Source organism: Flavobacteriales bacterium (assembly GCA_020435415.1).
In the GTDB taxonomy this organism is placed as follows: domain Bacteria; phylum Bacteroidota; class Bacteroidia; order JACJYZ01; family JACJYZ01; genus JACJYZ01.
This window is the reverse complement of record JAGQZQ010000003.1, coordinates 1-23,405: the sequence shown is the minus strand read 5'-3', so window position 1 is coordinate 23,405 and position 23,405 is coordinate 1. Positions and strand designations below refer to the sequence as shown.

17 protein-coding genes and 1 tRNA gene are annotated in these 23,405 nt (G+C 48.4%); 6 read left to right on the top strand and 12 right to left on the bottom strand.

Annotated features, from left to right (window positions below):
• Nucleotides 1-3 precede the first annotated feature (3 nt).
• On the top strand, nt 4-1,209 hold the full coding sequence (locus KDD36_01190) for a peptidoglycan DD-metalloendopeptidase family protein (GenBank protein ID MCB0395233.1): 1,206 nt from the start codon (nt 4-6) through the stop codon (nt 1,207-1,209).
• 144 nt (nt 1,210-1,353) lie between these two features.
• On the opposite strand, the gene KDD36_01185 is transcribed toward KDD36_01190, so the two are convergent.
• Nucleotides 1,354-1,425 (bottom strand) — tRNA-Thr (locus tag KDD36_01185).
• A gap of 323 nt (nt 1,426-1,748) precedes the next feature.
• Between KDD36_01185 and KDD36_01180 the strand changes: the two genes are divergently transcribed.
• The 3 genes from KDD36_01180 (at nt 1,749) to KDD36_01170 (ending at nt 4,340) form a co-directional block, all read left to right on the top strand.
• Complete coding sequence (locus KDD36_01180) at nt 1,749-2,084, top strand: hypothetical protein (GenBank protein MCB0395232.1); 336 nt, start codon at nt 1,749-1,751, stop codon at nt 2,082-2,084.
• Nucleotides 2,081-2,497, top strand: a complete 417-nt coding sequence (locus tag KDD36_01175; protein ID MCB0395231.1) for a hypothetical protein — start codon at nt 2,081-2,083, stop codon at nt 2,495-2,497. Before KDD36_01180 ends, KDD36_01175 begins: the two co-directional genes overlap by 4 nt.
• 238 nt (nt 2,498-2,735) lie before the next feature.
• A complete protein-coding gene (locus tag KDD36_01170) occupies nt 2,736-4,340 on the top strand; it encodes a hypothetical protein (GenBank protein MCB0395230.1) in 1,605 nt (534 codons plus the stop codon).
• A gap of 9 nt (nt 4,341-4,349) precedes the next feature.
• Here the strand turns inward: KDD36_01170 and KDD36_01165 are convergent, their stop codons facing one another.
• From KDD36_01165 to KDD36_01150, 4 genes are all read right to left on the bottom strand, one after another.
• Nucleotides 4,350-6,131 (bottom strand): M28 family peptidase, encoded by a 1,782-nt coding sequence (locus KDD36_01165; GenBank protein ID MCB0395229.1) that lies wholly within the window; start codon nt 6,129-6,131, stop codon nt 4,350-4,352.
• A gap of 180 nt (nt 6,132-6,311) precedes the next feature.
• On the bottom strand, nt 6,312-6,770 hold the full coding sequence (locus tag KDD36_01160; GenBank protein ID MCB0395228.1) for a hypothetical protein: 459 nt from the start codon (nt 6,768-6,770) through the stop codon (nt 6,312-6,314).
• Nucleotides 6,767-7,873, bottom strand: coding sequence for a DUF4221 family protein (locus KDD36_01155; protein MCB0395227.1), 1,107 nt, complete (start codon nt 7,871-7,873; stop codon nt 6,767-6,769). The genes KDD36_01160 and KDD36_01155 overlap by 4 nt, the downstream gene beginning before the upstream one ends.
• A 60-nt stretch (nt 7,874-7,933) precedes the next feature.
• Nucleotides 7,934-8,452: a hypothetical protein gene (locus KDD36_01150; protein ID MCB0395226.1), complete on the bottom strand. Its 519-nt coding sequence runs from the start codon at nt 8,450-8,452 to the stop codon at nt 7,934-7,936.
• 473 nt (nt 8,453-8,925) lie between these two features.
• Between KDD36_01150 and KDD36_01145 the strand changes: the two genes are divergently transcribed.
• Both KDD36_01145 and KDD36_01140 read left to right on the top strand, forming a co-directional pair.
• Nucleotides 8,926-11,370, top strand: a complete 2,445-nt coding sequence (locus KDD36_01145) for a TonB-dependent receptor (protein MCB0395225.1) — start codon at nt 8,926-8,928, stop codon at nt 11,368-11,370.
• Nucleotides 11,371-11,574: 204 nt separating this feature from the next.
• Nucleotides 11,575-13,497, top strand: coding sequence for a glycosyltransferase family 39 protein (locus KDD36_01140; protein MCB0395224.1), 1,923 nt, complete (start codon nt 11,575-11,577; stop codon nt 13,495-13,497).
• Here the strand turns inward: KDD36_01140 and KDD36_01135 are convergent.
• The 7 genes from KDD36_01135 to KDD36_01105 all read right to left on the bottom strand — a co-directional run bounded on the left by KDD36_01135 (nt 13,481) and on the right by KDD36_01105 (nt 23,251).
• Nucleotides 13,481-16,048, bottom strand: a complete 2,568-nt coding sequence (locus tag KDD36_01135; GenBank protein ID MCB0395223.1) for a hypothetical protein — start codon at nt 16,046-16,048, stop codon at nt 13,481-13,483. The two genes, KDD36_01140 and KDD36_01135, sit on opposite strands and share 17 nt — an antisense overlap.
• A 47-nt stretch (nt 16,049-16,095) precedes the next feature.
• The gene (gene hemB, locus KDD36_01130) at nt 16,096-17,067 is read right to left on the bottom strand and encodes a porphobilinogen synthase (protein ID MCB0395222.1); all 972 of its coding nucleotides are present in this window, start codon (nt 17,065-17,067) and stop codon (nt 16,096-16,098) included.
• Between the two features lie 11 nt (nt 17,068-17,078).
• Nucleotides 17,079-18,629, bottom strand: coding sequence for a hydroxymethylbilane synthase (gene hemC, locus KDD36_01125; GenBank protein MCB0395221.1), 1,551 nt, complete (start codon nt 18,627-18,629; stop codon nt 17,079-17,081).
• A 48-nt stretch (nt 18,630-18,677) separates the two neighbouring features.
• Nucleotides 18,678-19,907, bottom strand: coding sequence for a glutamyl-tRNA reductase (gene hemA / locus KDD36_01120; protein ID MCB0395220.1), 1,230 nt, complete (start codon nt 19,905-19,907; stop codon nt 18,678-18,680).
• 160 nt (nt 19,908-20,067) lie between these two features.
• Nucleotides 20,068-21,633 carry a T9SS type A sorting domain-containing protein gene (locus KDD36_01115; GenBank protein MCB0395219.1) on the bottom strand — a complete coding sequence of 522 codons (1,566 nt, stop codon included), beginning with the start codon at nt 21,631-21,633 and terminating at the stop codon, nt 20,068-20,070.
• Nucleotides 21,634-21,753: 120 nt separating this feature from the next.
• Nucleotides 21,754-22,506 carry a radical SAM protein gene (locus tag KDD36_01110; GenBank protein ID MCB0395218.1) on the bottom strand — a complete coding sequence of 251 codons (753 nt, stop codon included), beginning with the start codon at nt 22,504-22,506 and terminating at the stop codon, nt 21,754-21,756.
• A 79-nt stretch (nt 22,507-22,585) separates the two neighbouring features.
• On the bottom strand, nt 22,586-23,251 hold the full coding sequence (locus KDD36_01105) for a hypothetical protein (GenBank protein MCB0395217.1): 666 nt from the start codon (nt 23,249-23,251) through the stop codon (nt 22,586-22,588).
• Between the last annotated feature and the right edge of the window lie 154 nt (nt 23,252-23,405).

Genomic DNA, 23,405 nt, shown 5'->3' with positions numbered 1-23,405 from the left:
GTCATGCAACGCCATATTCTGCTTCTCATATCCACCATCTGGCTGACGCTAGGGTGCATGACCGGTTTTGCCCAGGATAAGGACAAGAAAGAACAGCTGCAGAAGGAAAAACAAAAGCTGGAACAGAACATCGCTTACCAGAAGAAACTACTGCAAAAGACCAAAGAGACCAAAGACATCTCACTGATCCAACTGGTGATCCTTGAGAAAAAGATCAACAGCCGAAAACAATTGGTGGTATTGATCAGAAGAGAAGTACGGATGCTGGATGATGAGATCATTGAAACTGCAGCTGTGATTGAGTCTCTGCAAAATGACCTGGTGAACCTGAAAGAGGAGTATGCAGGGATCATACGTAACGCATATAAAAACCGCAGCCACTACGATCGCATGCTTTTTATTTTTTCATCAAACGACTTTTACCAGGCATACCGGCGTATCCGTTACCTGCAACAATACAATGAGTATAAAAGAAAACAGGCCGGACTGATCATCTCAACACAACAGGCACTGGAGCAAAAAAAGAAAGAGCTGGAAGAAAAGAAATCGGAAAAGAAAAAGTTGTTGGGAGAAGAAGAAAACCAACGTGTAGCCCTGGAGTCTGAAAAGAGTGAACAGGGCCAAGCCCTTACCAAACTTCAACGTCAGGAACAATCCCTCAGGGATGATATCCGCCGGAAAGAAGCGGATATGAAGAAACTTCAAAAGGCAATTGAAGATATCATCGCCTCAGAAATAAGAGAAAGGAACCGTTTCAATCTGACACCGGAAGCCCAAAGATTATCAGATAATTTCGAAAAGAACAAAGGAAAGTTACCATGGCCGCTCCTTCAGGGAGAGATCAGCAGTTCTTTCGGTGAACATGTGCATCCGGTACTTGGCGTAAAAACCTATAACAACGGCATAGACATCGTCACCGAAAAAGGCAGCAAGGCCAGGGCTGTTTTTGATGGTGAGGTTACTGCTGTCATCACGGTACCCGGATCAGGAAAAGCCGTTCTGGTAAGGCATGGTCTATACCTCACAGTTTACTCCAAACTTGAAGAGGTGTATGTGCAAAAAGGCGATCAGATCAAGACCAAACAAGATATTGGATTGATCATGAACAATGATACCGAAGGAAAAACGGAATTGCACTTTGAAATCAGAAAAGCCATGCAGGGCGGATCAGAAAAACTGAATCCCGTGACCTGGCTGTTCCCAATGTAGACTAGTACTAGTACCAAGTAGTTAGTAGTTAGTAGTTAGTCAGAAGACAATAGACATTAGAAAATAGAAAGGCGATTGGGGGTTGGTCAATGGCTATTGACTAATGTCTAATGACCATTCTCGAGCCACCACCGGCGATAAATGAGCCGGGGATGGGATTTGAACCCACGACCTACGCTTTACGAGAGCGTCGCTCTACCCCTGAGCTACCCCGGCTGAAAATCATTTCAAAAAGGCGGTCAAATTTCCTAAAAGAATTTCATTGTTCAAGCAGCCCATATAGAAAAATCGAAGGGGAGCCATCCCGGACAAAAAAAAGTCCCGCCTTTTCAGACAGGACCCTCAAAACCCTAAATAATCGATGTGGCGATTAAACCTTTATATAGTGAAACGGCTGGCTCCCCAAAATGTTACACGGCCGACTTAATAAATTGTAAACCGATTTTCTTACACCCGTAAGTTCCCACGTCACTTTCTCTCCACCCCCGTAACTGCACCTCTACCTTTGCTTTCGATGTTTAACCAAAATCTATATTCCTATGAAAAAAAGAAAAATGACAACCTTCATGCTCGCATTCACGGGCATGTTAGCGTCCACCTTGTCCATGAAGGCTACGCCTCATAACACAGATCTTCCTGCTAAGGAACAGATCAAGGTAACCGTTTACGGCAAAGGGGGAATTATTTCCAACGACAACGATAATACTACGCGCGTCTGTCCTGTTAGCGCCTCCGAAGTCTGCGCCTATATCACCGTGATGACAGAAATAAGGACTGACAACGGATATGTCTGGGCTGAGGTACGGATGCCCGATGGAAGCATGCATCTGGCTCAAATACTCACTCCACCCATGCAAAATTCCCTACAACGATGAACAGCCGAAATATTTTTGGATGGATGATGATCCTGGGACTGCTCTGTGCTTCATCCTACGATGCCCGGGCCATCAAGCTGAAGATCACCGGAAGCGGAGGAGTGGTGACCAGTGGCAGTGATGTAAAGGTATGCCCTTTGAGAAGCAGGGAGACTTGCGCCATTGTGCAGTGCAGCATCAGCGACTGCGTTATTTTCATGTGGAACAAGCTGGTCGGGCCAGGGATTGATCATGGAGATAAGGAAATGTCTCAGGATGCAGAATTGTATGCTGCAAATCCGGAAACAGGTATGATCGTGTATCGGTTTCCAAGAGAATTCCTGACCCCAGGTATGGTGATTGAAGGGAGTAGTACGGGAATCTCCGGCAGTGAGCTTCAATTGCCCTCATCACAAATTCCTTCACTGCAATAGTTAATAGCAAAGTTTGAACAATGAACATACGGATTGGGTTGGACCGGGGAGATCGCAGAATAGCCCTCCTGTTGGAATCTCCCCGTTCAACCCTGCCGTGTTGATCCTGAAACATATGGTTGCCCCTATACCTTCTTTTCTACGTTACGGTTTGCTAATTTTTTGCTGGCTGACTCAAACACATCTCTATGGACAGTCGCTGCAAAACATGTTGCCATACGCAGGAGCTTCGCATGCCATGAAAAGTTTTCTGAGAAAGACCGGAATCCATTTTAATACGGATACCGCTTATTTGATCCTCATCAGGCCCATGTCATGTCCACGTTGTGAAGGCAGTATCAATCCTTTGGTCACCTACCTTCGCGAAGCAGGTATCCGATCGGACGTCATGCTTGCATCATTTTATCCCAGGGAGAAAGCACACATCGCCTACCTGAAAAACCGTCCATTTCAAACAGACTATATCATCACACAAACCAGTGATAGTTTGTTACAACACTATCGCTTTACCGGCAGGCCGTTATCGGTGCCCTTCCTGATCAAATGCAATGTTCAGACCGGAGAATTATACGGCTCATGGAGCCTGATGGGAATGAACGTAAATAGTCAGACGACCATGCAAATCACACACGCAAACGAAATGATTGAACCGGTTGGCGAGCCACCGAATAATGATCCGGCCAAATCACCATCCACTCATATTTCCAACTTCACCGGGATCCGGATAACCGAATTGGAAGATCATCCCGATTATCCCCTGTCCAGGATACTTGGTGCCTCCTACAGCCCATCCGGAAGGTTTGCTGCACTCAACGATGACCTCAGTCTTGGGATCCTCGTTTATGACCTGGAATCCGGAAAGTTCATAACATCCCTGTCGCCTGGGACACGTGAAGAAACATGGTTCATATCCGATGAACTGCCGGACAAATACCTGACCTTCCTGCGGAGCAACCATATATTAAATAGCATGTACTTCTCATCCGTATTTCGGAATGACTCCACGCTCCTGATCTCCGCTTCACTTCCTGAAGTGACCTTTGATGAAGAGGAGATCAGCTATAGCAATCACATCGCATTTGTGGAAAAACACCTTAATGACTCCACGTATTTGTCACTCACAGATATCGACACTATGCCGGATTCCATGTTTACATTAGATCATACTTCGGCTTGGTTTGATATGGAGACGGGCAGCATCTGGATGCCACTCAGTAAAGGTTGGCCGGCCGTTGGCTCACTCGCAGACACCTCGGAATATGAACCCTGGTTCAACCCGTTCAATCCCGCCTTTGAAAAGCATCTGCCTGTGCTGGCGGAATTCACCGCGACCGGAAATTTTATAAGACTCGCTGGTAGACTGGATAACCATTTTATAGAAAACCACCTGGGTTACCTCTATGAATCTCCGATGGTGAGACACGGATCAAATGGATTGATGGTGGCTGAATCCCGGACCGGATGGATACGTCGTTACAATGATTCGGATATGGATCAGCTTCTGGACAGCCTAAGCATCTTCAAGGTTTCTCCTGGAACCCGGAAGTTAGAAGACTTCGACAGCCCATTGAATTATGTACTGGATTTTCAGAATGCCCTGAACCGAAAGATCATTGACTTTATGGAATGGCAAGATACCCTTCTCGTATTGACCCAGGAACCCGAATCATTATGTAAACTCACCATGTTCCTTGACGGAAAAAAGATGGAAGAGCACACCGTTCCACCCACCTTGCGTGGCACTTCATTGAAACAAACGCAACTTGGTATCTTCAGAAACAGATGGGTGATCCGGGGGATTTATGAAAGTCCCCAACGTACATTGGTGGTTGATTACCACTAAGCAACATCATCAGAATGCAAATAACATCCGTTTGGTCTCTACGATCCGATCATCGACAACCAGACTATAAAGGTATGTGCCCTGAGCGCCGAAGCCATGCCAGAATACCACTTCATTCATTGCCAGCTTTAGCGAAACCGGCATTCTTGCCACTTCTTTGCCCGCAAGATCAACGATGACAATCTCTGCTTTGTCATAATTCACCGGCCGGTGCACCGCAACGGAAATGGTGGTGCCCTCTTCAAATGGATTGGGTCGGTTCTGTAGTAATTCCAATGGGGGTAAGGCCTCTTCCGGAATGTCATTCAGGCCGGTGGTGACTGATTTGGAAGATTCATTGGAAAACAAACTCTCAATATCCAGAGAATCCATGGATGCAGCGCTGATCCACCAGGTGTTGTTCGCGCTCCCTGAATCTATCCTTTCTTTCAGGTCCGGTAAACCCCAGATGGTATCCGTAAGCACGCCATCAAAAGTGACCAAAGTATCCCAGTCAAGCGACACATTATAACGACATGCCACCCTGTATTTGCCATAGTTGTTGGGATCTGTTAGTGTGACCACCAATCCACCCGGGACGGCTTCCAAGACAGGTTTATCAATAGGAACCGGTCCCTGAGCCACCATCACAGCAGTATTGGCATTGACCAGCGCATTTCTCCGGAGATAGTTAAAATCCACCAGGAACGAATCGATCTTTCCGTCGTTATCCGTATCATATCCCATAACATCACGGGACGAGTGCTGGTTGTCGGTATAGTTCGGATCGGTGCTGTTTGCATCTCCGTTTTCATTGGCAGAGCAATACCGGATGGCCGGATAACCTTCTTCACGGAATGGCTTATGATCACCTCCCCGGCCTTGACGATCCTCTGCACCCATCACATGTAACTCCATCGGTACACTTTCTTTGGGTTTTGCCATTTCGTTATATTCCAGTCTTGAGAAACGTGCCAGTTGCTTGGAGGCCGACATGTGCACACCAAAAGAAAAGAGTCTCAGGTTTAAGCTGTCAATAGGTTGGTTGTAAGGGCACGCTGGTGGGGATGCGGTCTGACCACATAGTACGCCGCCAACCACGTCATTATTCAGCACGGTCTTCACATCAATTCCATTGTCTTTACAATATCTTGCCATGGCTTCAGCTCCCAACAGCCCTTGCTCTTCCCCGGTGGTAATCATGAACACAATCGTCTTCTGAAATGTATACCGGCTCATGACCCTTGCCAGTTCCATGACGAGCGCCGTACCACTTGCATTGTCGTCAATTCCCTGGGCAACACATGCCGTATCGCAAACATCCTCACACCGGCTGTCTATGTGACCTTCTATGATAATAACACCCGCCTGTTCATCTGCACCGGGAAGAATGGCCAGGATATTTTTATGTTCCAGGATGTTGCACATCGTGGTTTCAAACTGCAGGAATGAGGTCACCAGGCGGTTCTCATTGGCTGAACTGAAATCATCAAACTTTGCCAGGGCCCAGTTCCTTGCCGCACCTATGCCTATGGTATCCGATAAGGTATCCGATCCGGAATTGCGGTTGCCAAAGGTGCCCAGGTGTTCCATGTAGGAATGCAACGAGTCAGGGCGAATATCCTGTATCAGTCCGTCAAGGATGGTTTCCGGATGCTCGATTACATTGGAGGCGCTGTAAGTTGATGGCGTATAGTTCCCTTCCAGGATGTCTTTTGCTGCAGGATTGGAAAGATGGATATTGTTAATAACCTGGGCATGTGTAGCACATGATAAAGCTATACACGCGAGTAATAGTACCCGGTTTTTCATGGCATTGGGAGTAAGTTCATATAAAAAGAAGGCCGAACGAATGTATGAATTCTACTAAAAGTTTACAACGATCGAACGTATTTGCCGTTGGTCATCCAACAGGATCTCCTTCTTATCTCCGGAAATGAAAATCAACTACATCTTAGCACCACTGAACCAACTGAAAAAGTTGAATTTGATTTATTTGTCCGGCATTTCCAGCCATACCTTCACATGTTGATTATCTGTGGTTGGGATGGAGCGAATCAGAAAATTCCCGTCCGGCCCGATGTGCACCATGGTCATATTTGCAATATGCAGGTTCACGCGATCGAGCCAGCCTTCCTTGTCCTTCCATACAACGATACGTTGTTCCAGGGAATCGGAAACTATCCCCGGATTTGAAGTGATGATGCGGGTATGCTCCAGGGTATCTGAGGCCAGCATCTCCTCCAGCTGAATGAGTTTCATTTGCACACAACCTTTACAGATCAGCCGGGGTATGAGAATGAATACATCACCAGGTTGGACTTCATACTGATATTGCTCCTTCACGAAAGAGGCAAACATCTGCCTTTGCTCAACCATGTTTCTTTCCCTGGCACTGTGACAAGCCATGAGCAGGAAAAGTGCAACTATGGATTTTTGAAACCATTTCATCGTTGATGGTATGTAAAAAGTGAAATAGAGAATTGGTTGGAAAATCGGTTCGTCTTCTTTTGCGCGATCAACAACCCCTCACGCACCGGCTTGATGAAGTATGGGTTATAGTCTGATGTCATAGGAATCTCATCAAGTACATTGAATTGCTCATCCATCACCATCAAATACCACGACTGATCATCCGGTCTTGGTAACATATCATCTTTTATTTTCAACCTCATTTCGGGGTAGTACGACCGGAAATAGAGATGTCGATAAGGATCGTAAACCAGGTACAAATAAGAAGGGCATTCCAGAATGAATCGCCGGATATAGTCCAGATCCGCGCGAGCCGATTCCTCATCATAATGCGGAATTCTCCCAAAGAACTTTCCCTGCGGATCATATGTTTCCAACCCATTGTCCCGGTCCCATCTCTGTAGCAACGGTACGTTGGTATAATGAAAGATCAGTTGACTATCCGGCAACTGCGTGCACATAGGCCCGATCAGGGAAAACTGCATGTTCTCATTTTTCAATTCCGGCCAACTCACGGGTATGGAATCAGCGACAAGACTATCACCTTTGATATTCACTACTTTGAAAGGAAGGGTACCCGGGTACCACCCATCATTCGTTCGTTCCGACCCGGGTTCCCTCTCTTTCACCATGGACAAATACAGGTACGGAGGTATGTATAACATAGGGCTATACAGATTTACAGAGAGCCTGTATCTGTCATTTCCTGATGGACTCAGACGATCCAACCTGAAAGTATCCTGCACGGCTCCCTGGTGATCAAGCAGGTATACCGACGTACTTATTTCAGGCACTACAAACAAACTATCACGATTGTGCGGAAGAATGTACAGGTTTTCCTGACTCCCAAACATTGAAGGTTCGAAAACCTTCAGAGACACGTGTGATTCATAACCGGAATCAGACAAAGCGTGAAAAGTGACATCACGCAATGGTGCGTTCCAGGTCAAGGCAAACACACCAGAATCCGTGTCAAGCAGATCATACAATACCACCTGACCGCGTTCCACGGGCGTGATCACATAGTCCCTGACATGTGCTAGCTGATTATTCTGTGGACTGCATCTGGTGCATACAGCCATAAATAAACAAAGCCAAAATGCACATTTCAATGCATGGAAATTCAGAACCTGTATCATTTCCTAACCCTCAATTTCGATGGCTACTGTCTGCGATAACTGTTGCTTTCCAGAACCAGATGTAACCAGTTGGAATACTGTACTACCTGCGGAGGATTGTGAACGTTGGAAGATCATCTCACCGGATTTTATTTTTCCGAGTAACGCATGATCCGATGCCACACCCGGAAACAATTCCTGCCATCCGGGAATGTCAAAGAACGAAGATACATTGTTCAAATCAAACGCATGGATGAACTCTCTTATCAATTGCTTCCGGTCATTGTCCCGCTTGTTTCCCGGAGTTGCCGGACAAGGGCCTATTTTCGCGCAGTTCTCCAACTTTCCAACGAGGCAGGCATAATCTCCCTGGGAGTTTTGGAGCAATTCGTATCCATAATGAATACACAACCCTCCGGCTTCTGCGGCCAACCATTCCGGAACCTGTGTCGGGCTTACAGCTGCAACCTCTGCCACTTTTTCTTTTTTACATGCTGTCATACCAAGTATGACAACCGTACTCATGAGCACTACTTTTTTCATTGTTTTGTTGATTTAAGTGAAACTTGATTTGATTGTCGCAATATTACATTTTTGTAATTTTAATTTTGTTCATTCGTAAGAATAGATGTATTTCATACAAATGGTGAAATCACTTTTAAAAGGATAATAGAGCCAATACCAATCTTTGTATTTAATTGAAACATGAGCCATTAAAGGTGTAACTGATTGTTTATGTCCACGCTAAATACGGACTAAAAAAAATCCCCTGGCGCCTCTGTAATAATTCCGAACGACCATATCTTCAATGTCCATTTTCCTTAAGCCACTCAACAGTAGTGGAATAACCACTTCGAGGCCCGTGAACTTCTTACATTTACCATCGCATTTCCCGCCGTTGTTTCACCCGAACTGGTCGTGAGATCGTCAACGCTCATCGCAAAAACCTTCCGTGGCTGGATGATTCTGTTTATTCGCCTTACCTTTGTCGCCTGAGTCAACAAACACATTCCATCATGCGCCTTTTGTCAGTCTTTCGGGACTCGCTCAGATGTTTTACCCTATCGCTATGCCTGCTGGCAGTAGCTGTAACCGTTAAGGCGGATGATGGCGTGGCGAACCACGAGGTGAAAGGCCGCATTGTGGACCAGGCCGGACATCCGGTAGCCTATGCATCGGTAGCACTTTATCTGCCCTCCGATTCAAGCCTGGTTACCGGTGCTGCAAGCAATGATCTGGGGGAATTCAGCATCCGCGCTGCGGAAGGCAGATACTATCTGATGGTCCGGTTTCTTTCTTACAAGGACAGATTCATTTCAGATATCCAGGTGAATAAGAATGTTGACCTGGGAGATATTAAGATCGAATCCAGCTTTACGGATCTGGAGGCCGTAACCATCGAAGCCGACAAGCCACAGATGGAACTGAAGCTGGATAAACGTGTGTTCAACGTAGGTCAGGACCTGAATAACCGCGGTGCAACGGCGGCCGAAGTTCTGGATAACATCCCTTCCGTAGAGGTGGATGTGGAAGGCAATGTGAGTCTTCGGGGAAGCGAGAATGTACGAATCCTGATCGATGGAAAACCCTCCGGCCTCACCGGACTGAGTAGCACGGATGCGCTCCGCATGCTACAAGGCGACCTGGTGGAACGCGTGGAAGTGATCACCAATCCATCCGCCCGATACGACGCCGAAGGTGAGGTGGGTATCATCAACATCGTGCTTAAAAAAGAAAAGACCCAGGGATTCAATGGAAGCATAGAAGCCCGCGTAGGATATCCTGCCAACTATGGCCTTTCTGCAACACTTAATGTGCGCAGAAAGAAATTCAACTACTTTCTCACGTACGGTGTAGGTTACCAGGATCGGCAGGGCGGGGGAGAAATGAATCAGCATTTTTTCTATCCTGATACGACCTACTACTACGATCGCATCCAGGATCGAAACAGGACCAGCTTATCACACAACATCCGGTTGGGTACCGACTTTTATCTGACAAAAAAATCCTCCCTGACATTGTCCGGTGGTTTTAACCCCTCCCAGGGCAGAAATATCTCCCGAAATACATACCAGGATTTTGACTCACTCAGGACGCGTACGGGAACCGTTTGGAGAGAAGAAGATGAAAACGCAACGGATCAGAATGCGGAACTGAATCTGAATTTCCGAAAGACCTTTGAAAAAGAAGAACAGCTGTGGACCATTGATCTGAAATGGGAAAACAACGGTGAAGAAGAGTTGGCTGACCTTACTGAAAAATCCTCCGAAGCCGGGGTGGAGGATATCTATCAGCGAACATCACAAGTCAATGACCAGACCACCTGGCTGTTTCAGTCAGACTACATTTATCCGCTGGGCAAAGATGGCAAGTTCGAAGCCGGGGTGAAGATCAACCTGAAGGATGTCACGTATGACTACTCCCTGGAAGATCAACTCAGCGATCAGACTTGGGTGGTGAATTCCGAATTCAACAACACGCTCACCTATACGGATAATGTGTACGCCGCTTATGTCATGGCAGGTAAAAAGAAGAACAAGTTTTCGTATCAGGCAGGGCTGCGTTTTGAGCAGGCAGAGCTGAACACGGTGTACGCCCAAAACAACTATGCGAATAAAAGGGTATTCCCCAGTTTCTTTCCTTCCGCTCATTTTTCTTACGAATTTACCGAAGACCGGTCCATCCAACTCAGCTACAGCCGCAGGGTAAGTCGCCCGAGACATTGGTGGCTGATCCCGTTTTTCGGTTTGGCTGATAGCCGGAATATTTTCTCCGGAAACCCGAACATCAACCCAGAATTCACGCACTCTATGGAATTGGGTTGGCTGAGCCAGGGAGACAAAGGTTCCATTCTTTCCAGTGTTTATTACCGGCATACCGATGGCGAGATCGAGCGGGTTGTCGTCAACGACTCCATCGGTGTTACCCGCATGTTCCCCATCAACCTGGGGTATGAAAATGCATTCGGACTGGAGTTTACCATCTCCTACAAACCCATGAAAAACTGGAATATGAACGGTAGTTTTAATTTCTACCGCGCCATTTCTGACGGTACTTATGAGGATGTGAGGTACTACAACGATGCCTACGCCTGGTCTTCAAGGTTCAGTTCGAAGTGGAAAGTGAAAAAGAAACTGAACATCCAAACATCTTTCAACTACCGTTCTCCCAGCACCACCGCCCAGGGAAAGAGACTTGCCATGTACAACTGGGACGCCAGCGCTGCCCTTGATATCCTGAAAGGCAATGGTACCCTCACCCTCGGACTGCGCGATATACTCAATACCAGACGCAGACGGTTTGAGAGCCATGGGGATTACTTTTCTTCATACACGGATTTCCAATGGCAATCACGCACCACCACACTCACTTTCAGCTACCGCCTGAACCAAAAAAAGAAGGAAGACCGCGGAAGAAACGGTTCCGAGGGAGGTGACTTCGACGGTGGCGGCGATATGTAGCGCCGCAAATTCTGTATTGATTTTGTTTTTAACGGTTAGGGGTTAAGGTTGATCCACCGGTTGGCATGGGTTGCCCCGGGTTTGTAGTTTCTGGTTTGCGTCACACATCACCAAATCATACATCACCAAATTACACATAAAAAACTGTCAATCTGGTTTATATGGTTTCTGTAATTTTGGACTCATGTAAATACAAATGAGTTCGTGCTGAAACGCTCCCTTCCCATATGGATCCTCTGGATTGCTGCCGCCGTTGTGCGTCTCATCCACCTGGGGGATTTCTCTTTCATCAATGATGAACTGAGCGCTATTACACGGGCAGATTTCAATGATCTTAACAGCTTGTTTACCCATGGGATCCTTACCGACGTACATCCGGCCGGTGTCCAGGTTTTCATTTACTATTGGCTCCATGCCTTCGGATATGATGAATGGATCGTACGTTTGCCCTTCGCCATCGCCGGAACCCTGGCTGTTGTTTTTTTCTCCCTGATAGCGCGCCGCTTTCTTTCAGAACATACTGCTTTTGCGGTTACCGCACTTCTCGCCTTTCTGGCCTTTCCGGTTCAGTACAGCCAGTATGCCCGCCCTTACGCCATCGGTTTGATGTTTGTGATGATGCTGGCCTGGTTCTGGTGCCGCATTGTTCTTCTGGGTGAACGGAAATGGCATGTCTATGCGTTGATGATGATCGCTGCAGCAGGGTGTCTTTACAGTCATTATTTTGCCGGTTTATCAGCAGCGATAGCTGGGGCAAGCGGTCTTTTATTCCTTCGGAAACGTGCGTTGGTATATTATTGCATCCCGTGGGTGCTGGCTGCTTTGGTCTTTCTGCCTCACTTATCGCTTACCTTTCTGCACCTCCATATCGGGGGAATAGGAGGAGAGGAGGGATGGCTCGGACCACCGCAGCCTTCCTTTTTTAAGGACTTTCTCTGGGATGTGATGAACCAGTCCTGGATGCTTATCATCATCACACTGGCATTTGTCATAGCGTTTTTCCGCGTGGGGCATGACAAGGATCTGAAGCGGTTTCGCATGGCGCTCTTGCTGTGGGCATTTGTACCTGCCGCTTTCGGATACCTGTATTCCATCCAGGTGAACCCCATCCTACAGCCCCGGGCCCTGCTGTTTTCATTTCCGTTCTTTCTTCTTCTCATGTTCTCATTTGCAGGGGATCGGTTTGTGTGGTATGTAAAACCGGTGGCTCTTACCTTTTCAGTGCTGGTGCTATGCTCTACCATGTTAGGGTTTTCAATTTATGACTATCAGAAAACCCAGGGAGAGTTTAAAGGTGTCGCAAGGCAGATCAAAGAAATAGTTGATGAAACAGGCACTGATCAGACCCTGGTCCTTGCCAATGTACATCACGTGAAGTATCTGCAATTCTACCTCAACCAGTGGGATGTTTTTCCGGAAATGTATAATTCCCATGACCTGGACATCGGTCAGCTTGATAGCCTGATGCAGGTTACAGATAAAAAAATGGTGCTGAATACCTGGGTGATGGGATGGCAACCCATAGAGATCAATACCACCGTGAGAAACTACTTTCCTTACCGGCAAAAGGCAACGTATTTTCTGGGTGCCGGGGTGGAACTCTATTCGCAGGAAGCCGGCGACCGTTCGGAAAGTGAATGGCTGCTGGATACCAGACTGGACTTCGGTACAGGCCTTACAGATAATCCCGGTTGGAACTATCCGCAAGACCATGTGGTTGATTCCCTTTTAGGAAAAGCCGGGCCCATGTACCGTTTTGCTGACGGGGAGGAATTCGGCATTACCTATGAAATGCCAATGGATCCTTTACAACCGGGTGATCAGATCTATGTCAATGCGGATGTTTGGATGCCGCCACCAAACGGCGATGCCCATTTAACCATTTCACTTTGGAAAAAGGATGGGACCAACGCCGACACCTATATCCTGGGAAAGCAGGTACGTCAATTCCGATCGGACCCCATCGGGTGGATACATCCTTTTGTGACCATGACCATCCCGCCCGGTTGGCACACTTCAGACATACTGAAGGTGTACATCTGGAATGCCGGAAAAACGGAACTCCGGGTGGATCAGATGACGATCAGAGGTGACCGGAATACTCCCCTTCCTAATTCCGGGAATTAAGCAACCGTCTTCTTTCCTTCTCCTGAAGATAGGGAAGAATGGCCTCTGCCTGCCCCGATCCTTCCTGTCCGAACTGCATTAATTTTCCCACAGCCGGAGCAAAGTCCGGGTCAGCCTGGTACGATTTCAGAAAATAAGGTAGTGACGCATGACTGATGGAATATGTACCGTCCAGAATGCTTTGAATTTGTCCGTCCATAAAATACTGTGCTGCCGCAAAGGTGGCAGCCGATTGACCATACAATACCGAATCGCCCACCATCTCCCTCGTGAAGATCGTCCGGAATTTCATAAGCGCCGTCACACTTGCCGTGGTAATTTCCCCATGTTTGTACACCAGATCGGGTGCGTGAAACAGAATGTATGGCTTAAGGTCGGTGTTGAGCGGTCCCTCTCCGGCAAATGCAGTCAGCATGCCTGCATTGCCCATGTATGCAGCCCAGAAGTCGCGGGCGTTTCTGATCGCTCTTCCTCCGGGCAGTTCCGGCGACAGGTTTTTATCCAGCGTTGCGTGGTCCGGAAATGTGTGACGACCGTTAAATCCAACCAATCCCAACAGGGGTGTTTCCGGATTGTAAAGCGCAAGGAATGCATGTGCATCTTCAAACACAGAAAGAAACGTGCGGATTAGTACCTTGAGATTATCGGTGTCGAACTGGTGTAAAGGAACCCACTGGATCGCCACGCCATCTGGATTCAAATGCTTTCTTAGTGTTTGAAAATGTTCGAGGGAGAACAGGTTACCCGCACCATCCCTTCCCGGATGGAACAGATCGGCCACAATCAGATCGTACGATTCTTTCTGTGCTGCCACATAGCGTCGGGCGTCGGCTGCGAGGATATGTACCCGGTGATCATTGCGCACATTATTGGATGGCGCATCAAACCATTCCAACGCTTCGGTCACCTCAGGCACCAACTCCACGGCATCCACCGAAGCGACTGGGTATTGGACAACGGCTCCCAGGGTAGCTCCGGTTCCGATGCCCAGAAAGAGTACTTCTTTTGCTTCAGGCGCGAGCAGCATTGAAAAGTGTCCCATTCTTTTTTCAGCGTAGGATGCGCCTCCTCCCATGCGAAAGTGACGGTTTACCTGCAGACGGCGTTCCGGAACACCATCCATGGTCCTCGAATCGGGTCGTTCCGAAACTACAACGGTACCGTAATGCCCGTCTTTCTGAAAAAGAACCTTCCACTGATCTTCCGGTTCGAATAACGGACGGTGCGGACCAATGACCCAGAATACCGCACATATCAGAGGAGCTACCCATTTCTTCCCCGATAATCCGAACCACTTCGCATGAACCACCGCATAGACAGCCATGGCCAGATACAGTGTATACCAGAATCCCAGCAACGGTGCACCTAGTACGCCGAAGATGATGGATGCAAGACTTCCTCCCACCGTATTCAATGCATAGGCTTTTCCCAGGTCCGCCTGCTCGAATTGACCGATCACCCAGGAAAAGGTAAAGCCCATGAATATCGTTACGGGAAACAATGCCAGTGCTGCGTAACTCCATTCACATATCCATGCCATGACCATGCCGTTTCCACGTGCATAATCTGTAAGACCATCCGCCACACGCATCATCACCGCACACCAGGCAACAGCCAGCATCAGCATCAGAAAATATTTACCAGCAACCTTGTTCACATCTCCATTACCCCGTGCCTTGCGCTGGTAATACCATGCACCCGTAAAAGTTCCGGCCAGGTAAACGGTTAAGATATTCGCGAAGGTGTAGATCGTATTTTCCAATACCTGCGCCATCAGATGCATGGCTGCAATCTCTACTCCAATGCCGGCCAGACCAAGCAGACATGCGAGTACATAATCTTTTCTGCCTGATCTGGCAGATGTTTTTTTCACATCACTTTCCGGAACGGTAAACTGTTCAATGGTAAATTTCTTCTCCCATATCAAAGCAAGCAGAACAGAAATCGCGCTTGCCGATGCGAGCAAAATGGCCGTGACAACAAACCCCACTGCAGGTAGAAAAAGATAAACGGTCACCACGATGCCCAATGCAGCACCCAATGTATTCGCAGCATACAGACGTGCAAGGCCCCGACCCTGCTGTAAACCCACGATTCTTTTGCGTGCCTCGGTGAGTGCGACGAGTGTTGCGCCCATGCATGCAGTGGCAGGTAACAGCATCAGGCCTGAAAAAAGCACAGTGATGATCAATGCGACAATGGAGTGATTGTTCCCTGCTACAGGCCCCAGCAGAACAGGCAACCATTTAGCAACGGCTTTAAAAAGAAACGGACTGATACATGCATAAACGATGATCACCGATTCCAGGATGGCAAACAACCTGACCGGGCTTGGTGACTGGCTGATTCGTTTATTGACAAGCCAGGCACCAAGTGCCATGCCACCGAAAAAGCCCATGAGAACACCGGACACTCCCATGCTTTCATTGCCCAAAGCCAATGCGAGTAAGCGTGTCCACATCAACTCATAGCCCAGGGCCGCAAACCCGGAACACAGGAATGCAATAAGAAGAAGTCTGTCCTTTTCGGGAATATGTTTGACCTGATTCATTCCGTGGCGTGAAATTTAGCGAAAAACCCCGGCCACAAAAAACCGGATCAGAACCAATTGTTCGCAGCGATATCCCTGGCGTGATAGGTAAGGATGATATCCGCACCGGCCCTATGAAAGGCGGTCATGTTCTCAGTAACGATCTGGCGTTCATCCACCAGGCCGGCAGCGGCAGTGGCCTTTACCATGGCATATTCTCCGGACACGTTATAGCAGGCAACAGGCAGGTCCGTGTTCTCACGAACATCCCGGATGATATCCAGAAATGCGAGTGCAGGTTTGACCATGAGAATATCCGCACCTTCTTCTTCATCCAGCTGCGCTTCACGTAATGCTTCACGCCGGTTCCTGACATCCATCTGATAACTTTTCCGGTCACCGGATGATGGTGCGGAGTCTGCGGCTTCACGAAAGGGTCCGTAATATGCAGATGCGTATTTCACCGCATACGACATGATCCCAGTCTCTTCAAGTCCATGTTTGTCCAACATCGCGCGGATTCGACCCACCCTTCCATCCATCATATCTGAGGGTGCCACCATGTCTGCACCGGCTTCTGCGTGGGCACGCGCCATCTTCGCCAGAACCTCCACGGAGGCGTCATTCACTACATGATCATGTTCGATCAATCCGCAATGACCATGGGTGGTATAAGCACAAAGACATACATCGGTGATCACGACCAGATCCTTACCGAAGGATTTTTTCAGAAGGCGTACGGCATCTGCCACCACGCTACCTTTTGCATAAGATGAGGATGCATCTTCTGTCTTTTCTTCTCCCACTCCGAAGAGAATGATCTTATTCAGTCCCAACCGGAGACCTTCCTCCACATCCGTTAACAGCATATCCTTACTGAATCTGCTAATACCCGGCATGGCGTTAATGGCATCCTTTTTTCCGATGCCCGGAATTACAAAGTAGGGATAGATCAATGCTTCCCGGGACAACCGGGTTTCTGCCACCAGTGAACGAATGGCCGCACTCTTTCTTAGTCTGCGAGGACGTTGTGTTTGCATGATTTTCTCTTTTAACTCAAAACAGCATCTGCCAGTGCCACTTCCTCCGGCCCCCACGGAAGTATGACGCCCGACACACCGGCATCTTCCAATACACCGGCGGTGGTCTTTCCCATGGCGATCACTTTCTGGTCCGGATGAACCTGATGTTGTTTCAAGTATGCCTTGACATTCGATGGACTGGTAAAGACGAGCGCATCCGCGTCTGGCAAGGGCGTCGTATTTCTGGCCAGCGTACGATAGGTGACCAGATCCTTTACCTGCTCTTCCGGGAAACATTGTTGAACATTGCGAAGGCTGATATCCGAGACAGGAAACAACACGGTTCCATGCCCGACCCGTTCTGCAAAGCCCTTCCCGATCTTCATGGTATCGTTTCCCTCACCAGTGAACGCCACATCAAAGCCCGCTTTTCTGATGGCCGCTGCGGTGGCTGCACCAATGGCACCAATCTTTGCTCCATGCGGATTACCCGCTTTTCCAAGGAAAAAACGGACAGCATTTTTCGATGAAAAGAAAATCCAGGACGTGGACGGTACGTCCCGGAAGCCAACTTCAGCGAAGGATATATACGACCGGCAGGTGATCTCAACACCAGCGGATTCAAGTAATTTTACAAAAACCGAATCCGGTGCCAGTTCTCTTGTGATCAGCACCTTTGCCGGCACGGGCTTCACGAGGCCTTCCAGGATCCTCGCACCGGTCAATTCGCTATCGGTCAGTTGTGTGAAGTATCTTCGGGGGGTGTGACAATGCTGACTGGCCAGGGATGCCCAAACAGCATACCGATCTTCCTCTTTCCTGCAAATCACCCCGAGAGGCAATTGGCAACCACCTTGCAGTAAACGTAAAACTTCACGCTCGAGACCGATGATCCGCGCTATTTCTGGATTGTTCAGTTGGCCGATAAGTTCCCTGGCTTCGGCATCGTTTTCCCTCACCTGAAATGCCAAAACCCCCTGTGCCGGAGGAGGAATGAATTTTCTGACATCCAGCACTTCCACATGCAGATCGGCCAGATCCAGTTTCAGGCGGTCCACACCTGCACGTGCCAGCAGGATGGCATCGTAATCTCCATCGCGTAATTTCTGAACACGGGTTGGAACGTTGCCTCTGAGGTCTTTGATGTGCAGGTCATCCCGGAAGAGCATGGTCTGATTCTTTCTCCGCGCGGAAGAAGTGCCAAGCACGGCGCCTTTCTTCAAGGCCAAAGACATCGAATGATCAACGGATTCTTTTCTTACCAGAAGCAGCTCGGAAGGATCTTCACGGTATGATACGCCAGCGATCACCAATCCCGGAACATCGGATGTCTCCAGATCTTTATGAGAATGTACGGCGATGTCTATCTCCCCGGCCAGCAAAGCTTCCTCAATTTCTTTGGTGAAAAAACCTTTCCCTTCCAGCTTGTCAAAAGGAAGATCCTGAATGGCATCTCCCTGTGTTTTGATAATGCGAATGGTGCAGGTGGCACCGAGCGCCCTTAATTTTTCTTCGAGAAAGCGGGCCTGCCAGAGGGCCAGGTCACTGCCCCTGGATCCTATGATCCATGTTTTATTCATTGCAGGAAATCAACAATCGAGGAGGGGACTATGAATGGGCAAACTTGTTTATGCCTCATTGCCAAGAATAATATCGCGTGCCATCCGCATAGGTACGCTGATGTATTTCTTTTCCATGTAGCTGAGCATGCGGTCAAGGACTTCTTTGGACTTGTCGTCCATGCCTTCCAGGTCCCTTGCAAACACATTGTTCAGCGCGTGCTCACGGATCTCCTTCACTTTTTCAGGAACTTGCTGCATGGCCAGTTCAACTCGGCGGCTGCGAAGTACCTGCATGAATGCATCCGTCTCATGATCGATGATGAGGTTGCCATTGGCCACTTCCTTTTCTCTTTCCGCAAGGTTTTCTGCGGCTACGGCTTTCAGGTGATTGACCTGGATGAACTTGGTATTAAAACGCGTATTGATGGCAGGATCCACGTCATGCGGAATGGCCAGATCGATGATGACTTTCTGATGTTCGTCGTCTCCCAGGAGATCGCGATAAACATTCTCGGTAACGATGGGTTCTGTAGCGCCGGTACATGTGATCATGACGTCGAAACCTTCCTTGAAGTCCTGAAGTTCGCTGAGTGAATATGCCTTGCCGTTCAATGATGCGGCAAGCTTCTCCGCATTTTCTTTGCTGCGGTTGAACACGGAGAAATGTTCGTAACCATGTTTATTCAGATAGCTGGCCATGGAGGCAATGGTCTGACCTGCACCGATGATGAGAAAACGGGTTGAACCATTCAGCTGAAACTCACGAAGACGACGATAAGCCAGAGACACAACGGAAACAGGCCGGTCCGCAATGTGTGTCTCAGTGAAGATGCGCTTTGCTGTTTGGACAGCATGCTGAATGACCAGGCGTATCAGGTCCCCGGTGAGACCCAGGTCCCTGCATTTTTCAAACGCACTTCTAACCTGTGTGATGATCTCTCTTTCACCTACCACCATGCTGTCCATGGAAGCGGTGACCTGGAAAATATGTTTCAATGCGTCCTGTTCACGGTACACCATGGTACCCGCAGCAACCGCCTCTATCCGCTCCGATGACCAGGAAGGTTGTAGCTCTGAAATGAAGCGATGTAGCAGGGTATCATCTACCGCTTCTTCCGAATTGATAAGAAACTCCACCCGGTTGCAGGTGGACAGATACATGATCTCGGAAATATTCAGGGAATCCTTCAGTGATGTGAAACGGTCTTTCCAGTCCTCTTCGGAAAAATGAAATTTCCCGACTTCATCAAGCGGAAGGTTTTTGTGGGTAAATGCAATGATCTTGAACTTCTTCATTCGGTCAGCGCTACAGCCATACAAAAATGAAGAGAAGTGCCGGTTCTTTTGTCATGAATTTGTCACAAACCCGGCTTAAAAGCATGATTTTTATCAGGATAAGGGGTTTTATGGGAGATGGTTTTGCGCACAATGCCTGCATTCCATCCACCCGATCACCCTATTCCATCCATGCCAGCCGTATGGTCTGCAGGCCTGCAGGTGAACGGTGCCTTACGAAGTATATTCCCGGCGATACTTTGCTTCCTGAGCAATCCCTGCCATCCCAGCGAAGCTCATGCATGCCAGGAACCCATCCGGTGATGTTCCAGGACACGATAACCTGCCCGCTGGCACTAACCACATCCAGGGTTTGAGACCCCTCCTTGGCCACTTCAAACTGAATATTAACAGACGAGGTAGCAGGATTCGGAAAAACGGAAAGCCCTGCATTACCCTGCTTTTGACCGGTGTTGATCGACGTAGGCACATTCAACAGAGAGTCCAGGTCCAGGTTCTCATCTCCAGGAAGATATGGCAGGTAGTGGAAATACACCAGGAACATTTCGTCGGTTGTTGCCTCACCAGCTGTCACCAGTTTCGGTGGCGTGTTGGGGTTATGTGGATTGGTGGTGGTGTTATTGTAGTGTGCATTGGCAAACATCTGGCTGCCTGCGGGTAGCTTGACGATCTTCTTGAAATTATAAAAGCCCTGCCATTCAAAATCCCAGTGAGGAATGCGTGCAAACGGTACCGTATCATTCTGACCCGTTACAGCATACGAATCGATATAATCTCCGATAAGGTGCATATGTGGAAACACGGATAACACGGAGAAGTCTACCGGAATCACTGAGGTACCGGCAGGGTATTGGGCGGTATAATCTTTCTGGGTATTTGCAGGAATGAACAGCGTCCAGTTCTGTAGAATGGCATCGGCACTCACCTCGCGTACGCCTGTTTCATTTTCCGGGTAGAAGAAGAAGTTTACTGCGGTCTGATCCACCTCACCAATGGTTCCGGCAGGGTAATGGATCTGCAACAGGATAACGGAATTGGCGGCCAGGGTCATTCCCATTTTTACCGTCTGACCATTGGGAAAGACAGTGGGGCCGGCCCCTGGTGTATACCCTGTCATCAGTTTCAACCCTTGCGTTTTACAGGCAGAGTCAGAAGGTGCGCTGTTCGCATCGCCGGCGTAGACCAGCACATGATGAACCACAGCCCTGTTGCCCGGTATGATCTCAATCGCACGTACCTTCCGGTCGGTGGGAAGATTCGTAGCCAGATAGAAACACTTGTATTCATCGTCCGCTCCTGCCTGACTGGCATATGCCGGAATTTGCAATTGCATGTCAGGCGTACCTAACACGGACCCATCCGGAAATACAGGGATTGGTGGCGCCAGGTTCGGGTCACCCTGGGGTGTTCCGTTACCGATCCAACTGATGATATCATCCTTTTCCTGCTGGGTCAGAAGGCGTTCATGGGCATAACGCTGGAAGCTTGTATCCGGCGGCCAGGGAGGCATGATCCCGGTTTCCAGGGCCACTCTGATAAGTGATGAATAGGCATCCACATCGTCATATGTCTGCAACGGAAACGGACCGATGTTGCCGGGGCGATGGCATGAAGTACAATTCTCATAGATGATCGGAGCGATGTGTTCGCTGAAATTCAGCTGGGCGGAGGCGATGGTTGTAACCCCAAGCATAAGCACGACCAGGGAGGCGGAAAGGTGTTTCATTTGGGAGAATTTGGGTTCTTATGTCAGATCAATGCACGTCAATTTACAAATTTCGCGCCGGAATTCACATTCCTCCTTACACCCTGACAGGGTTCAGAACCCTGTCAGGGTGTAAGGAAGCTAAACCCCGCGTTTGTCTCCGAACATTCGCACATGCAGGCGTGGAGAGAATCCCCATTTGCGATCTTCAGCCCATTGTTGTACGCGAGGTTCCATCATATCCAGTTGCTCTACAGTCCTTCCCTTCGCCATCAGAAAAACATCAGAAGGATCAGTTATGAAGCGCGCGGTAAAACGCTCCACTTCCCTGAGGTCCTCTTCATCTCTTACCACAAATTTGAATATGGCTTTTGGTGATGTAGAAAACACATTCAATACTTCCGGTCTGATGCGTTGCTTTTCCGTCATCCCCGCACCGGTCATCTTCGGTGACACATTGTAGTGGTTTACCAGGGTATCAAAGGCAGGTTCCGGCAGAATGGTGCCGTTGGTCTCCACTTCAAAAAAACAGTCCGGATCAACGTCACGCAGCAATGCCATGAAAGGTACAAGAACAGCCTGTTGAAGCATGGGTTCTCCTCCGGTGATCACAATTTTATTACACCCGAGTTCCCTGATGATTTCCGCCACTTCCTCAGGAGATAACTCGATGATCTGCTCTTCACGCCGGAATTTTTCATCGTCATCATGTCTGAAGTTGGTCTGCTGCCAGTTCCATGTGTAAGGTGTATCACACCATACGCAATGCAGGTTGCATAATGAAAGGCGGACAAAGGTGCGCTCCTGTCCCGCATGGGGACCTTCTCCCTGAATGCTGCGAAAGATTTCCGGGCCGCCGTTTTTTTCCAGCCGGGCTATTTTGAGTTTGTCCATTTACTTAACAATCGCTGCAAAAATAAACAGTCCGAAAGCAACACGCTTCCGGACTGTCCCTACAGGTGGGGAATCAGGGTTATTCATTACCCGGTGCGGTGGATGAAGGTTTGTAGGTCACCGGGTACTTCTTTTTAATATCCTGGTGGATCTCATCTATTTTGTTGACTTCTTCTTCAACCTCCACTTTCACCTCTTTCTTAAGGTCGATGTTCTTCATTTTCTCCGGTACTTCCTCTATCTCCTTCCATGTATTGGGCTTCGCAGGATCTTTCTGAACATACACTTTCTTTTCGTTATCGTAGTAGACCTCTTGTTTGGGGAAGTATACAAAGCGGCGACGATAACCATGTGCCGGCGCCCAATCGGGTGGGCCATGCATTTTATCTTTTCCATGCGGATGACCTTCATGGTGTCCCTGCATTCCTTTATGATCATGATCATGGCCACCCATTTTCTTTTCCGGGCTCACCGGTGCGGGTGGATTTCCTTTTTTGTCATTCGGGTTTTGAGGGGCCGGTTTGTTGTCTTGTGGTGAAGTGGGTGCCGGTTCTTCTTTTTTAGGTGTGTTAGGCGTGGACTGAGGTTTCTGGTCCGCCTGCTTTTTTACAGGTTTGTTGCCTTGTTGCTTTTCAAGTTTTTTATCAACCGGAGTACCGGGTGCACCCGGGCTTTGTGCATGTGCATTTATGGTCAGGCCCAGGAACATCATTGTGCCTATGGCCATGGTCAGTGTTCTTTTCATGTGGTAGCGTTTGTTTGTTACAATCTACAAAATCCAGACAAATACAATGCCATTTACCCCAGATTATGCATTAGGAAGCGCTTTTGGCGCTGAACTATATGTATTAGCTGGGGTTATCCCGCATTAGAAAATCAAGAATTTATTCCGAAGAAAA